This is a genomic window from Dyadobacter sp. CY261, from assembly GCF_021440085.1.
GTDB lineage: Bacteria > Bacteroidota > Bacteroidia > Cytophagales > Spirosomataceae > Dyadobacter.
In genome coordinates, this window is record NZ_JAKCPW010000006.1 from 12,819 (window position 1) to 26,962 (window position 14,144).

The 14,144-nt window shown below is 44.0% G+C and carries 16 protein-coding genes; 5 read left to right on the forward strand and 11 right to left on the reverse strand.

The window, feature by feature from the left end; all coding sequences use genetic code 11:
• The 3 genes from LZD49_RS17305 to LZD49_RS17315 form a co-directional block, all read right to left on the reverse strand.
• Entirely contained in the window at window positions 1-759 is a 759-nt protein-coding gene (locus LZD49_RS17305; RefSeq protein ID WP_234668829.1) for an SDR family NAD(P)-dependent oxidoreductase, read from the reverse strand.
• Between the two features lie 119 nt (window positions 760-878).
• The gene (locus LZD49_RS17310; RefSeq protein ID WP_234668830.1) at window positions 879-1,502 is read right to left on the reverse strand and encodes an NADPH-dependent F420 reductase; all 624 of its coding nucleotides are present in this window, start codon (window positions 1,500-1,502) and stop codon (window positions 879-881) included.
• 53 nt (window positions 1,503-1,555) lie between these two features.
• On the reverse strand, window positions 1,556-2,320 hold the full coding sequence (locus LZD49_RS17315) for an SDR family NAD(P)-dependent oxidoreductase (RefSeq protein WP_234668831.1): 765 nt from the start codon (window positions 2,318-2,320) through the stop codon (window positions 1,556-1,558).
• Between the two features lie 108 nt (window positions 2,321-2,428).
• Here LZD49_RS17315 and LZD49_RS17320 point away from each other — a divergent pair, with 108 nt between their 5' ends.
• From LZD49_RS17320 to LZD49_RS17340, 5 genes are all read left to right on the forward strand, one after another.
• Window positions 2,429-2,788, forward strand: a complete 360-nt coding sequence (locus LZD49_RS17320) for a helix-turn-helix domain-containing protein (protein WP_234668832.1) — start codon at window positions 2,429-2,431, stop codon at window positions 2,786-2,788.
• Between the two features lie 48 nt (window positions 2,789-2,836).
• A complete protein-coding gene (locus LZD49_RS17325; RefSeq protein ID WP_234668833.1) occupies window positions 2,837-3,361 on the forward strand; it encodes a relaxase/mobilization nuclease domain-containing protein in 525 nt (174 codons plus the stop codon).
• Window positions 3,362-3,423: 62 nt separating this feature from the next.
• On the forward strand, window positions 3,424-4,434 hold the full coding sequence (locus LZD49_RS17330; protein WP_234668834.1) for an alpha/beta fold hydrolase: 1,011 nt from the start codon (window positions 3,424-3,426) through the stop codon (window positions 4,432-4,434).
• Between the two features lie 72 nt (window positions 4,435-4,506).
• A complete protein-coding gene (locus LZD49_RS17335; RefSeq protein ID WP_234668835.1) occupies window positions 4,507-6,195 on the forward strand; it encodes a DUF4375 domain-containing protein in 1,689 nt (562 codons plus the stop codon).
• A 71-nt stretch (window positions 6,196-6,266) separates the two neighbouring features.
• The gene (locus LZD49_RS17340) at window positions 6,267-6,680 is read left to right on the forward strand and encodes a hypothetical protein (RefSeq protein ID WP_234668836.1); all 414 of its coding nucleotides are present in this window, start codon (window positions 6,267-6,269) and stop codon (window positions 6,678-6,680) included.
• A gap of 247 nt (window positions 6,681-6,927) precedes the next feature.
• Here LZD49_RS17340 and LZD49_RS17345 read toward each other — a convergent pair whose 3' ends face one another.
• The 8 genes from LZD49_RS17345 to LZD49_RS17380 form a co-directional block, all read right to left on the reverse strand.
• Window positions 6,928-7,173, reverse strand: coding sequence for a DUF3253 domain-containing protein (locus LZD49_RS17345; protein WP_234668837.1), 246 nt, complete (start codon window positions 7,171-7,173; stop codon window positions 6,928-6,930).
• Between the two features lie 124 nt (window positions 7,174-7,297).
• Window positions 7,298-7,969: an FISUMP domain-containing protein gene (locus tag LZD49_RS17350; RefSeq protein ID WP_234668838.1), complete on the reverse strand. Its 672-nt coding sequence runs from the start codon at window positions 7,967-7,969 to the stop codon at window positions 7,298-7,300.
• Between the two features lie 113 nt (window positions 7,970-8,082).
• Entirely contained in the window at window positions 8,083-9,606 is a 1,524-nt protein-coding gene (locus LZD49_RS17355; RefSeq protein WP_234668839.1) for a hypothetical protein, read from the reverse strand.
• A gap of 93 nt (window positions 9,607-9,699) precedes the next feature.
• Entirely contained in the window at window positions 9,700-10,884 is a 1,185-nt protein-coding gene (locus LZD49_RS17360) for a radical SAM protein (RefSeq protein ID WP_310590493.1), read from the reverse strand.
• Window positions 10,885-10,895: 11 nt separating this feature from the next.
• Window positions 10,896-11,063 (reverse strand): hypothetical protein, encoded by a 168-nt coding sequence (locus tag LZD49_RS17365; protein WP_234668841.1) that lies wholly within the window; start codon window positions 11,061-11,063, stop codon window positions 10,896-10,898.
• Window positions 11,064-11,070: 7 nt separating this feature from the next.
• Window positions 11,071-11,262: a bacteriocin gene (locus LZD49_RS17370; RefSeq protein ID WP_234668842.1), complete on the reverse strand. Its 192-nt coding sequence runs from the start codon at window positions 11,260-11,262 to the stop codon at window positions 11,071-11,073.
• Between the two features lie 168 nt (window positions 11,263-11,430).
• Window positions 11,431-12,162, reverse strand: coding sequence for a glycosyltransferase (locus tag LZD49_RS17375; RefSeq protein WP_234668843.1), 732 nt, complete (start codon window positions 12,160-12,162; stop codon window positions 11,431-11,433).
• Window positions 12,163-12,181: 19 nt separating this feature from the next.
• Complete coding sequence (locus tag LZD49_RS17380) at window positions 12,182-14,089, reverse strand: glycosyltransferase (RefSeq protein WP_234668844.1); 1,908 nt, start codon at window positions 14,087-14,089, stop codon at window positions 12,182-12,184.
• Between the last annotated feature and the right edge of the window lie 55 nt (window positions 14,090-14,144).

Consider the following 14,144-nt stretch of genomic DNA (forward strand, 5'->3'; position numbering starts at 1 on the left):
TCAAAACCCAAACATACCACCCGAAACAGAAATCTGCTCTCCCGTAATCCACGCTGCATCATCGGAAGCAAGAAATACGGCAGCTCTGGCAATATCTTCGGGCTGGCCTCTGCGGCCAAGCGGTGTATTGGCAACAAACATTTTTTCATACTCACTGCCAGGGGTGACGCCCGCACTGGTTGCGCCTTCTGTTTCCGTAGCGCCCGGCAAAATAGAATTAACACGGACGTTTTTTGCACCCAGTTCCTTCGACAAAGAAATCGTGATGGCATCTAATGCAGCCTTCGTTGCAGAGTACAAGGAGACTCCCGCCATCGGCGATTTGCTTGCACCCGAACTGATGTTGATGACATTACCACCCTTATCGCCAAATAGTTTTAACGCTGCCTGGATCGTAAGTACCGGGCCCAAAACATTGACGTTGAAATGCTGATGAAAAGCTTCTGCCGATGCCTGTTCAACAGGTAAGAATTGCTGAAAGACCGCGTTGTTTACCAAGATATCCAATGCACCGAAAGCATTCTTTGTTTCATAAAACAGCCTGGTTACATCGGCTTCTTTCGAAACATCAGCCTGTACCGCAATGGCTGTGCCTCCATTGTCTGTAATTTCCTTTACCACACGGTCTGCGCCTTCTTTGCTTGAGGCATAATTCACAACCACCTTGGCACCTTCGGCGGCAAAATGTTTTGCGATGGACGCACCTATTCCTTTGGAAGCTCCGGTAATGACCGCTACTTTGTTTTTTAATCTATTCATGATGCTATTAATTATTATTAGAAAGCATCCTCAGTTTAGTTGAGTGCTTTGTAACTATTTTATATCAAAACTGTGGCTCCATTGTCCAGGAACGCATGGATGCTTTTCGATAACGATTTTCAGTTGAACTTGACGAGGTCCTTAAAGATCAGTTGACCCCAGCTATTTCCGCGTGCCTGCACAAGCAATCCGCCTTCCGAAAGCCCGCCAAGCTGGATGGGTGAAAAACCGAGATTTTCCGCGAGTACACCAATCTCCGCTGCTGCGCCCTCATCGTCGCTTGCCAGGAACACGACTCTCCTGCCACCATGCACAGCCGGATCCTGACCAAGAATGGCAGCGCCCAAATGATTGAAGCCCTTCACCAGTTTTCCGCCCGTGAAGGCCTGTGCCACGAACCTGGCAGAAGGCAGTCCTCCCAGCTTTTCAGGAGATACGCCGTAGGCATTGGTCACATCGACGATGATTTTTCCCTCCCAGCTGGGCAGAGCCTTTGCAACGTCCGGGTGCGATTCAAAACGCACCGCCAAAAATATTACATCCGCCTTTACGGTTTCCGACAGGGTTGCGGGAATGATCGTGGGTCCGATTGCGGCCGCATCGGATGCAAAGTCCTCCGGGTCGCGCGTGGTTGCAACGGATACTTCGATGCCTTTGCGGGCAAATGCCTTGGCCAGGGCCTGGCCGATCTTTCCGAAGCCGACAATTGCGTAGCTCGCTTCTTTATTTTCTGGTTGATTCATTTTGAAATTATTTTTTGACACAGGCTAATAGGCCTGCGTCGGTGTGGAGTGAATTATTTAGACAAATAGCTTAGTCCGCCATCAACAAGGAGTTCAGCGCCAAGCATGAACGATGAATCATCGGAAGCCAGGAAAACCGCTGTTTTACCAATGTCAGATGGTTGCCCGATCCTGCCTATCGGCATGACATCTGCCCAGTATTTTTTCACAGCTTCAAGTTGTTCTGCGGGGACGAACCTGTCAAATACGGGTGTATCTGTTGTACCGGGTGATATTACATTTGCTCTGATTTTTCTATGCAAAAGGTCGTTTGAAAAGCCTTTTGCGAAATGAATGACAGCCGCTTTGGCAGCGCCATAAAGTGAAAATGAGGCATATGCCCGGTGCGCGGCATTTGAACCGATCAGAATAATAGAACCACCATCATTCATATACGGCAATGCTTTATGGACAGTGAAATACACACTTTTCAGGTTCAGATCCATTGTCCTGTCATAGTCTGCTTCACTGGTATCAGCCACAGAACCAAATACTGCTCCCGTGACGGCACCACCTGCATTGGCTACAATCACGTCTATTTTACCAAACCTTTCGGATGTCTCTTTAAAGACCCTTTCTAGGTCGGCAAGGTTAGTCACATCGGCATTGATGCCAATGAAATTACCTCCCAGTTGCGCTACGGAATTATCCAGAGTTTCCTGAGATCTGCCGACAATAGCTCCCACAGCACCTTCCCTTACGAATTCCTGAGCAATACCAAACCCAATGCCACTATTCCCGCCTGTAATAACTGCTACTTTATTTTCTAATTTGTTCATTATCAGTTTCATTAAAATTTATATTGCAAAGGAACCACCAATAGTTTATTTTTGAAACTATAATAGTCTATTCTGGTTACCAATGGGTAACTACAAATTTTTCCGTATATGAGAGACGACAGATTCTGCAATTCAAATTGCCCCTTTACGAGAGCGATAGGCACGATTGGTAATAAATGGAAGCCTATCATTATCAATGTAATGGGCACCCGTACCATGCGTTTTGGTCAGCTAGATGCCATAGTGCCGCACATTTCAAGGAAAGTACTGACCGAACAGTTGAAAGAGCTGGAAGAAGACGGCTTATTGGAAAGATTGGCTTATAAGGAATTACCGCCAAGGGTGGAATATCGGTTGTCCGAAAAGGGCTTAGCTTTCTTGCCGATTTTAGAACACATTAAAGAGTGGAATTTGAAGTATGAAGTAGCTACAATGCCTAGGGAGAGTGATTACAAATATGCCGGATAGGATGTACTTTCATGGAAAAGTGGAATACAGACAAAAGAGTACGCCACATTGGAAGCCAAACGCGGCCGCACCACTTGCCGGAAATTGAGCGAATTTTTAAGGCTCTTAATTTTCAGCCGACCGGTAACTGAGATCGAAAGGAACGGTTCGCAAGATCAGATGATTGGTGAATTGTCAGACCAACCACATGTGCATATTGTGACGACCAACGTCAAAGCAGATGGAAGCCGGATCTCATTGCACAACCTAGGCAAAAATCAGTCGGAGAAAACCAGGAAGGAGATTGAGATAGATTTTGGTTTGGTGAAGGCACAAGACCGAAAAGCGCAGGAGTTTAATTTGAAGCCCGTCAGTATTACAGCGGCGTATGGAAAGTTAGGAACTAAGAAGGCCATTGCCAATGTGCTCGACAAAGATGGCAGTGGCAACACTTTGCGGGGTATATCCTACCAGCCTGGTTCTGAATTATGTGCTTGGACCGTTCCTTCAGGGGCTTCATCCTGCATTACGGACTTTGATTGTGGCCGGATGTATGGTGGGGCTACTTACCTGGGTCGTGATGCCGCAGGTTAAAGGTTTTGAAACCGTGGCTTTCCGGAAGCTCGAAAAGTAGCAATTAAAAATTATAGCCCCATTTGCAATTCAGCGCAACCAAAGGTACAAAGCAAAAAGTGACGACTGCAAACCCGTCGGTTAACCTTGCACTTAATCCAAAATTGACTATTTCTTTTTCAAGCACTCACCATATGTCTATAAGAATCCTGACCCTTCTTGCTCTATTGGCATGCACACTCTCTGCCTTCTCCCAGGAAAAAATGGTGAATTTAAATGGCGTCAACTACCACGTCCTCACAAAAAGTTTGGACAAGAGAAAGCCCGGGCAGTTAGTGTTGGTTTTTGAAAATGGCATGGGTATGGGGCTTGGAAATTGGAATACCATAACGGATTCGCTTGCTAAAAATGCTCCTGTTTTTCTTTATGACAGACAGGGCGTTGAGAAATCAGAGGAGGTTTTCCAGCTACCCACTCCTCAGAAGATAGCAGTGAACCTCAAAATACTTTTGACTGAACTGAAAATAGAACCGCCGTATATATTGGTCGGTCATTCGATGGGTGGTGTATACGTGCGGGCTTTCGCAGGATATTATCCCAATGATGTTGCAGGACTAGTATTTGTCGATCCGGCAGATTTTACAGAAACAAAAGCCGATTGGAATCAAATATTCAGAACGATCGGCGTTTCTGAAAAGCAAATTGACGAAATGCTTATAAAGCGATTATACACTCCTTCGAAAGTAGATTCGTCGCGCTACGCCGCATGGAGTGAGGGACAGGTTTTAACGGATCTCCGAAAAAACGACTTCGCTGCGCTTAGTAGCTTACCCATTCCTCAGGTGCCAATCCTATTTTTTGTCGGCGGAAAGCTTGAAGTTCCAATGGAACGCCGGAGTAAGGAATATGATCATGAGCGGTTCTTTGAAGTAAAAAATAGTTCAAATATGCTAAGATGGCGGCGCTTTATTCACTCTTCCAATAAGGGTGGCGCACTGATCTATTTAAGCAACAGCGGACATTTTGTGCATCGGGACGACGCAGCGATGGTGATTGGAAATATCAGAATGATGTTAAAAGCATTTGAAAAATAAAGCTTAAAAAAGTAGATAATAGATTACCTTGATTTTCTTGCTAAATAGTAGTTCGGAACCTGACTTGAAAACATGGGCTTATTTGATTTTTTGAAAAAGAGCGGTTCCAATGAAGATCAATATTGGGAATTTGATCCGGCTAATCACTTCAGGCCAAAAATTAATAAAGCTGACTATTTTAAGCTCTCGGACTTCGACCTTGGATGGCTGATACTTGAACCAATCACGGCTTTTGTAAATGGTAGTGAGCAGCAAAAAGGAAAGTCGTTGTCGTATGGCCAAAAGGCGCTTAATTATTGGTGGTATGTTGATGGACAAGTAACGAACGGCGGATTTGTACAGTTTTATTTCAATGGTTATGGAAAATATGTGCAAACCGTATTGAAGGGGCTTGAACACATAGGCGATTTCGAAATGGCTGATCTCATACGGAAGGCTGATGCGATCTATAAGCAGAATGAAAAGTTGATTGCAAAGGCCAGGAAAAAAGATTTGTTCGACAGCGACCTATATGAGCAGCTGGACGACCTCTCGCACCTAGACAATCAATATTATCAACTTCATGGAAAAACTATGAAGCACATCGAAAAATATATTAAAGCGAATCCGGCCGAGATTTGTGTCGATGAAAATGGTGATGAATTCGACATCCATTTTTCAGGTGAATACAAAACATTTTATCCTGATAAACAGGTTAAGGAAATTTTTAACATTAAAGATGGGTTAGTAGAAGGCGTTTTCAAGAGTTATTTTGAAAATGGAAAGCTGCAAGAAACCATTCATTTTATTAATGGCTTGCAAACTGGCGAAAAAGAAGAGTATTTTGAAGATGGCAACCTACGGTATACAGCCAAACTAAATGATAATTCAAATCAATTTGAACACCGCACCTACTTCGAAAATGGATCGCCAAAAAGCCTGGAATATAAGTCCATCCCTGACAACGAGAGAATTGGATTGTACAAGGAATGGTATGACAATGGCCAACTATCGAAAACGGGGACCTATATATCAGCTTTCGAAAGAGATAAAGATTGGCTCGAATACTACCAGGACGGAAGTAAGAAATTAAAAGCAGAGTTTAAAGATGGGACTTTCTTGATCCATGACTTTTGGAATGAGCATGGTGAACATCTGCTGATAGATGGAACGGGGCTCTATATAAATGAATATTCCTACTCTGAGGATGTAATTGGTAGAGAAGAACAGGAATACAAGAATTACAAACGAGACGGAAAGCAGCATTCATACCGAAATGGTCAGCTTAGTTTGTATCAGGAGATGAAAGATGGCAAAGAGGACGGTCTCATCAGAAGTTATTATAACAATGGCAATGTGCAGCGGGAAACGATCTATCAAAACGGTGAAAGTGTATCAAGCCAAGTGTTTCCAAAATCCGAAAACCCGGTTGGAAAAGTCACCTTTCAGTATTTAATGAATGACCAGTGGCTGTTAGATAAGGATTTACCAACAGCGAATACTTATCCTGTTTGCGTTAATGAGCAAGAAATAGCCCTGAATATTAAAATGCCCAAAGCATTTGCTGATCCTGATAATCACCACCTGGAAGGATCAACCTGCCTTTGGTTATCTGTTGATAAAGCAGGGCGTGTCCGAAAAGTCGATTTCAAATCGGCATACATGACCAATGGGCAGGAATTTATGGCAGTTGCGGATAAGATGAGGTTCCGACCAGCTATGAAGGATGGAGTGGAAGTGGCATCGTATATGTATGTTATTGCAAATTTTAATGTTGAGTAAATGCAAATCGCGTTGAAAATGAGAATAAGATATTGGTTGATCAGACAAGCGTCACCAGCCTTTAAGCATTTATGAAAATAACAGGCTTAATTCTCGGGGGACTAGTCGCTAGTGTTATTTTGCTAATCGGCTGCTTTCTCCTGTGGGCACCCGGCTGCGAAGACACCATATGCGAAATCCTATATTCGCCGGACCGCTCGCATAAAGTTATTCTTTACACCAGGAACTGTGGAGCCACAACTGGATTCGGGACGCATATTGCGCTAGCACAGTCCGATGAAGACATCGATGACGGAACCACTATCTTCGTTGCGGACGATGACCATGGAAAAGCAGAAGGGCATCCCGGTTACTACGAATTAATTGATATTAGCGCGAAGTGGATAGATGACGATTCCTTAGAACTATCCTACGACAAGAACGCAAGGCTGTTCACAGACAAGGATGCGGCGAGAGGGATTACAATAATCCATCGTAAAAGATAGGAAAGGGCTACGAGCCGATTAAAGGCAAAGTTCAAGGCCCGTCTCCCTCCGCGCGGCGGCCGCCCTTGAAATAAATTCAAAGTCAAACAAAGTGCCTGTAAATCAATGATTTGCAGGTATTTTTGTTTTTCAGATCATCTCAAAGAATGCAAAAATTCCCATGGTTTCAGTGAGTCTTTCGTGTAGTTCACTCACTTTGAGAGAAAGACTCACTGGAAAAAGTATTTGAAGTAGAAAGGATCGGTTTTTAGATCATTTTAATGCGGACCGGCCCCTTGATATTCTTAACATCAACAGGCATTCCCTTTTGCGTTATTACTACGCTACCTTTGTTATGCAAATCAATTGCTACCTCGAGTACATCTTTCATATGCTTACGCCAGCCGTTAGGAAATAGCATGCGTGCAATTTCAGAAGGACAGGTACTCTTCTCAGCGCCACGATGAATGGCAGTTGATAGGATGGTTGTTGCTATTTTCTCGTAATGCTGCATGCGTATACTAGTGCAATAGGTTGTCGGAAATACTATATCAAAGATTGGAAGCAGCAGAATATCGAAATTTGGTATAACAAGACCAAGATTTTAACCAATTAACCGTTCCAAAACCGCAAATAGTTTAATCCCGGACCAGACGAACTGAGAGTCCGGTAGAATCTCCGGCATCCCAACGGAACGCTTTTCTTAAATTTTTTTTATTGCTACTGGGAGGACCACCATAGTGAAAGTTCCATGCCCAGGCTGTATCAACCGAATTAGTAGGTGTGGACGTCCAAAAGACACCAAGAACACCTTGGGTCATATAACTGCCATCAGGTCTTCGGTGACCCCCTGCAAGCGCATCGAACCCGCTGCTGTTAGTGCCGTTACCGTCTTCATTCCAGCTTTTGACGCTTTTTAGAGCTTCACCAGCCTTGTCCGTACCGCCAAATTGATTCACAAGCATAGCCCATTCGCTATCCGTCGGTAAATGCCAACCGCTGGGACAGGCCTTTTTCGCTGCCTCCCAAGTGTAAAGCAAGCCCAGCTCTTTTCGATTATTCTCATTGTCATCATAAGCGTAGCTACCTTCAACTTTATAGTTCAGGTTTTGTGCCATCCAGGTAACGGTTTTGCCCGTCAAAGTTTCTTTGAAGCTGATCGTTTTATACGTTTGCCCATCTCGCGAGTCAGTGAAGGTGCCGGTAGATTGGGCAATTGCCACTTGTGTATTTGGTTTGCTGTAATACATTCCATCTCCGGTGCGCAGATAGATTCCATTATCATTTGCAAGGAAACCATTGCTCCACAAAAATTTCGGAGAACTGCTCCCCCGCGAAACGCTGATGCAGGAAGTCTGGAGCAATGAAGGGGTCTTCATCGGTCGCAGCCTGGGACATGTTTGTGGCGAAACTTCGAAAGAAATTAAGCCATGACCCTTAGCTGAGAATAACGAATGTTCATGGGAAGGGGTATAAGCTGGAAATTCTCCACTGTTGGAATCAGTATACCCTGCCTGATCAGCAATAGCAATCTGTTTTTCAAGTGCTCTTCATTAATTTCTAAATTCAGGTTGTCCAGCACATCCCTTTTAAATTGACTGACACAACTACCTCGGCCCGACAAATACATAAAAAGCCTGATGAGAAATCCATCCAGCAACTCCGTATTGACAAGTATGCTTTTGTCATATCTGTTTACCGAAAAACACCCTATAAACCTCTTCTTTTCATAGTTATATGAATATAACCAGTTACTGTTTATCATGCGGTAAAACACCCCTTTTTGATTAATGGTCAAATCTGTGTTGAAAAAATCATCGACCGACATACTAGCGAATAGCATGCAATTCCTATAAAAAGTGGAGTTAACAGGGGTCTCGTTAGTAAGGATCTCTGACTTGTCAATCATTTCGACCCTCAGCTTAAGTCTTCGAAATATGATTCTAAACCTGGCCTTTTCCTTTTCCACATGCGTGGCTTTAAGAATATTCAATACCTGATACTGATTCAACTCCGAACATGATCTTGCGAGTTCGGAGATGACATTATCCAGTACACGCGGAGATATTTCCCTGACAAACTCAAAGAAATTATTTTTTATCAGGGTTGAAAAACCGTCATACTTTGTTAAGCCATTCAGATTGAAATTTAATCCCTCTTCCTCTTGGATCGATGAGTTTGTCAGTCCTTCCAGCATTCCAACCCATTCCAGTAATTCCTGGCTTTGCCCTTCATACACAGAATTCGGTATCCTACGCATTGTGCTGCTTGCTCCTGGTTGTTGCAAACGACCAGCATTATCGCGAACCGAACGCCGGACATCGACCAAGATGCTCGAAAGCAATATGCCCAGAAACTCATTCCTGAATACGCTGTTTACATAACTTAGCGCAAAAATCACATCGCTGTTATCACGAAACAACTCTCCTCTGCCTTGAACGAGATCAGATCTGAACCACGTGATTGACTTCTTATGGAACCTTGCGTCCGAGACCATCAGCAACAACAACTTTGAAATGAGATCTTCAATTCTGTCATCTGCGCACAAAACGTAAAGGTATGTCAACGCAAGAACGATTCCCGCGCGGCCGTTTTCTAAATCATTATAAACTGTCTCAGACAACAAATCCAGCCTTTCTGACCAGATTTTGTCACAGATCGATTTGTATCGGGCAATCCTCGCGTCTTCGGGGAGCCTGGAACAGTATAAGCTCAGTGCCAGTATCAGTTCAGACTTGCCGCTCAATAATGAGTAGTCCGGATCGCCGGAGGCAATAAATTGGTTTAAGATATCCTCACCGTACGAAGCTTGACGATTTGTGAGTTTCCCGAACGACTTCGGGGAAAGTTCCAGAATATATTTCCTGACCCCGCCGAGATCACTTACGGCCATCGAAGATGCCAGTCCCTCACAACAATCATCCAAAACCTGTTCATACATTGTCATAACCTCCAGACTTTTACTATTCATCACTGTCACTTCTATCGCCGGATCACGCGGAACCCATTTGCGGGCTCATGCAATCACATCATTGGAATGTTAATCCCAGCCGATATCGGCCAGAAGCTCCCCTACATCAATCGCTTCTATCCCGGCAGCAGTACGCGTGCTCATTGACAAACCACCGATCACGGTATTTTGTACACGTGCGATGATCTTCACCAAATCGCGACAGTAGACAGACGGATTATTGAAGCCATTTTTGGCCGCATACCTGTGCGCCAAAAAGCCGCCCCCACATATCTCACTAATAGGACATTTCTGACACGCATCAGGAAGCTTTACGTGGCTTTCATGATACAATTGAATCAGCGGAGCCTGGATGGCGTCTACTAATTCATGCGTCTCAATGTGAATACCTTCCTTTGTAAAGCCGTCCCCGCAGGATTTCAGCCCGTCAACCGTTTCAATGCTCCCGTCCGTTTCTATAATGAGGTAGTTGCTCGTGTGGTTCCCCAGCATATCAAACCCTACATTGCACCCCAGTACGGTTACTATTATTTGGGTTAAAAACCGGATGTTAGGTTTATCGGAATCTTCATCAAAATACCATTCGTTAAACAACTCAATCCACCAATCGGAGTAGCTATCCGCATGTTCCCGAGCGGGGGGATGGTCATAATTATGGTGAGGGAATAAGAAGTCAAGATTGCGAACTTTTAAATCCTTGAAGAACCTGTACAACCCGATCGGGTCACTTTTAGGCGTCATTACGGCCAGAACACCTACTTCCTTGCGTGGGCCAAAAAACTCCATCGCGGAGCTTATCCCGTTTAAAGTGCCCTGATAGGTGCTTTTCCCCCGGTGATCGAGGCGATGTAAATCATTTATCAGCTCAGGGCCGTCCAGACTTACCGACAGTGATACTGAGTGTCGTTCAAGGAGATCAAACCATCTTTGATTTAACAGGATACCGTTCGTCTGTACCGAAAATATGGGAATAATATCCGGTTTCAGGACATTGCTCATCTCTTCCAGAAAGTATTCAAAGTCGCCGATGGACATCAAAAGCGGCTCTCCTCCGTGAATAATGACCTCAAAGTACTTTTTGTCCTCAGCCAGACAATAGGTCCTAATCCTTCTCGCCAAAAGGCTTATATGCCGCTTGGCGAGAAACTTTGGTTGAAATTGAAAACTCAGATCGCCCAGGTTATACATGTAACAATAGCTGCAATTAATATTGCACCTGCTTGCAACCTTTATTACTAGCCCGTCCAAGTTCACAATTTTAGCATTTATTTGTTGTCCAAATCGTCCGGATGCTTAGGTGATATTTTTTCCAGCCAACCTCCGCTGATATTATCACCAATAATCGTGTTACTATCCCTCGCTATTTCGTCCAGCGATTTCTTTGCGGTTTTTTTATCCTTGGGATCGATCGAAAATCTTTTTTTCTTTTTCATAATAGATTTATCTTATTTGATCAAGTATTAAGCTAGCTTGCTGCCAAACATTCCTAGGACGTTTTTCGTACACGGGTGCATTGTATTCTTTATCGCCGCCTTTCACATTTTCCAATTCCGAATTAGATATTACTTCGAATCCAATATCAACTCCGTCCAGCAACTCCTGGTCTTTGAAATACTCAATTGATTTTTTCATAAGAATGGTACGATTAACAGTTAAATCAAATATCAAAAATTGCTTACGTCTATTATAATTATTTCGACAACCTAACTTCGATAATCGACCAACCGGGTTTATTGACAACCTCCTTTTACATACGGGAGGCTGCCCGCACAATTCACATTCAAAATCTGATATTGCCTTCTAATTTAGATAGCTGGATTTCAAGCTCTCAAACAAACTGTCTGCACGGTAGGATGCATTTTTATTCAACTGCTCTGAGCTCCATGCACCATTGTAGAGATGGATGGCCAAAGTTTCCGGGCTCAGCTCCATCCTCTTCTCGTTTACGAAATCCAGATAATCAAACCAGGGTATCGGGCAGAATACATGGGGCGGTTTTATAAACGCACCGGCGTCATAACTCCGGATAATTTCCCGAAACAAAAAAGGCCCGCATGACCCCCATGGAACGACCGGTGATTTCAGAATTCGGTTCTCGATTGCCATTAAACAATCGTGAATTATCTCTGCACCGGCAGGAGCTTTAAGATTACAAACATTGAGTGTCGGCCTGTTTTTACCCTTATAGAAATGTTCGGTAGCAAAGCAATAATCCTCCTCTATATCGAAAAATTGCACGCATACCGAGTCCATGTCCACCCACCATCCGCCATTTTCATACAGCATCTTATACCTAAACCAGTCGGAAAAAGCCGCAAATAGATTTCTTGAATCCTTAAAAATTTTGTCTTTGTCTAATATCTTATTTGCATCTTTCAAAACGGCGCCCTTCGGAACATCCTTTATTTTTCCATAGGCGTATAGGTGAAATTCATGGCCATTTTTCAGATATGAATTGATCGACAGTTGTTCCATAGTCGACAAGCTGCCGCCAATCCATAAACTTTGTACAACTTCATTTCCGGATTTCATAAGTTTTATCTAGTAATTGTTATTCAAAAGAATGAACGTACTCCGGTATTGCGCTGTCGACGGCTAACGGTGCGTGATTGCCATTTTTTTTCCGGATTACATTTTTAAAAAAGAGAATGAGATCGTCTGCGTGATGATCGAAGCAGAAGTGCATCCTGTTTTTCCAACAGTTGTCCCGCAGTTCCTTCATACGACGCTTGTCACACAAGTGCCCGCCTAATTCAGCTATGTCGGTAAAAAACACGCCCATATCATACTTCCGCATGATATTTTGAGCCGCCACTGTATGCCCAGCGTTTGCTCGCTGAATCATAGGCAATCCGGCCGCCGCCAATGTTGAAATACGGGCGGGATAATTGAGGTCCATCCAATCCATTCTCATTAGCTCTCCCTCGTTTGAACTTTCAAACACGTGCAGCCATCCGGCATCGTATTTGGAGAATTCAGCAGTCCATTCATCCGGACGGCAATTATGATAAAGATGCAAGTGGTCTGGCGCCAGGTTAGCAGCCTGCTGTATCCACCGATCGTAAATATTATGCGTGATATCACCATAAATGTGCAGGTGAATATTTTGTCTCGACAATTCGAGCACATCCTGAGGCTGAATACCAAACGGACGTCCGGTGACCACGGTATGTATCTGTCCGTCATCATTATCGGAAAGCCTGGCCGAAGTATCGTCCTTGAAATAAAACCGGGAAGGCAGATCTCCGTCCAGCAGGTGTGGCAAAGGGTTCTCGCATACGAGAAATTGCTCAAACCACTTTTTATTCTCGTCGTTTATATAAATCTGCCCATCCGATTTTTGAAAGAGGTCCAGTAGCATTTGCCACATACCTTGTTGCCTGCAAAAGAACGGGCCTTCTTTAAAATGCCATACGAACGGTATGTCACGATTTTTCATCAGTACCTGATAAGCAAGCGGAACGGCGACAAAATTGAGGAGCGCGTATATGATGTCCGGTTTGATTTCTTTCACCCTTTCCTGCCAGTTCCTCAACGGTATATCTTCCACATTCCCGAATGGCAGAGGCCCTACCGTGTTGAGATTGAAAGGCCTTTCCATCCATAACCCATATAACTTATGCCCGCGCTCTTCAAGGGCGCATATACGTTCAGCATTGTAGGCCAGCTCGCCGACAAGCAGTATTTTCAACGAGGAACTATCTGCCTCCCTGGCTTTATACTGTATGGATTTGTAATCATTGAACTCGTCGATATAATGACCCGTAGCTGATTGAAAGCGAAGGCGTTGTTTAACATTATAATACTGTTTGTAACGGTGGATCCCGCCACCCCACTTCAATTCGCTGATGATCTTATGCCGTTGCAATGGTTGCGAGACCCATTCAGCGGTTATCTCGGAGGTTGGAACACAACTTCCATACGGCTCTAACTTGTTCCAATACATCCGCCCCAAGTCATCCGTAACCAACTCCTCCCGTTCTACCCACCGCTCGGTCGTTTTTTTATGTAAAACCTGGACCAGTTGGAGTGGCATGTCCTTGATTTTTCCTGCTGCCGTTTTTCCATGGCTGCTGAGATTCGAGTCATAATAGTGGTACTTAACCCCCGAGTAAGCCATGACTGCCTCTTCATTCCCATTGAGTACATGATACAAAGCGTTCAGGTGCTCTTTAAAATAAATATCATCAGCAGGCAGATAGGCGATGTACCCATACTGCGCCAGTTCGACTCCCCTGTTTGCCGAATACCCTAATCCCCTATTTTCGTCGTTTTTGAAATATCTTATCCTGCTATCTTCTAACGATTTTTGGATGACTTTTTCCAAGTTATCGGTAGAGCCGTCGTTGATGATAACGATTTCCCATTTTTTAAAAGTTTGCGCATACATACTCTGGATAGCGCGCCCAATAAATTCCGATTGATTATAAACTGGCACAATCACGGAAATACCTTGCATGTCCATAGGTTACTTATTACTTATATATGAGAAGTAGCTCAATACGCGCCGGAAT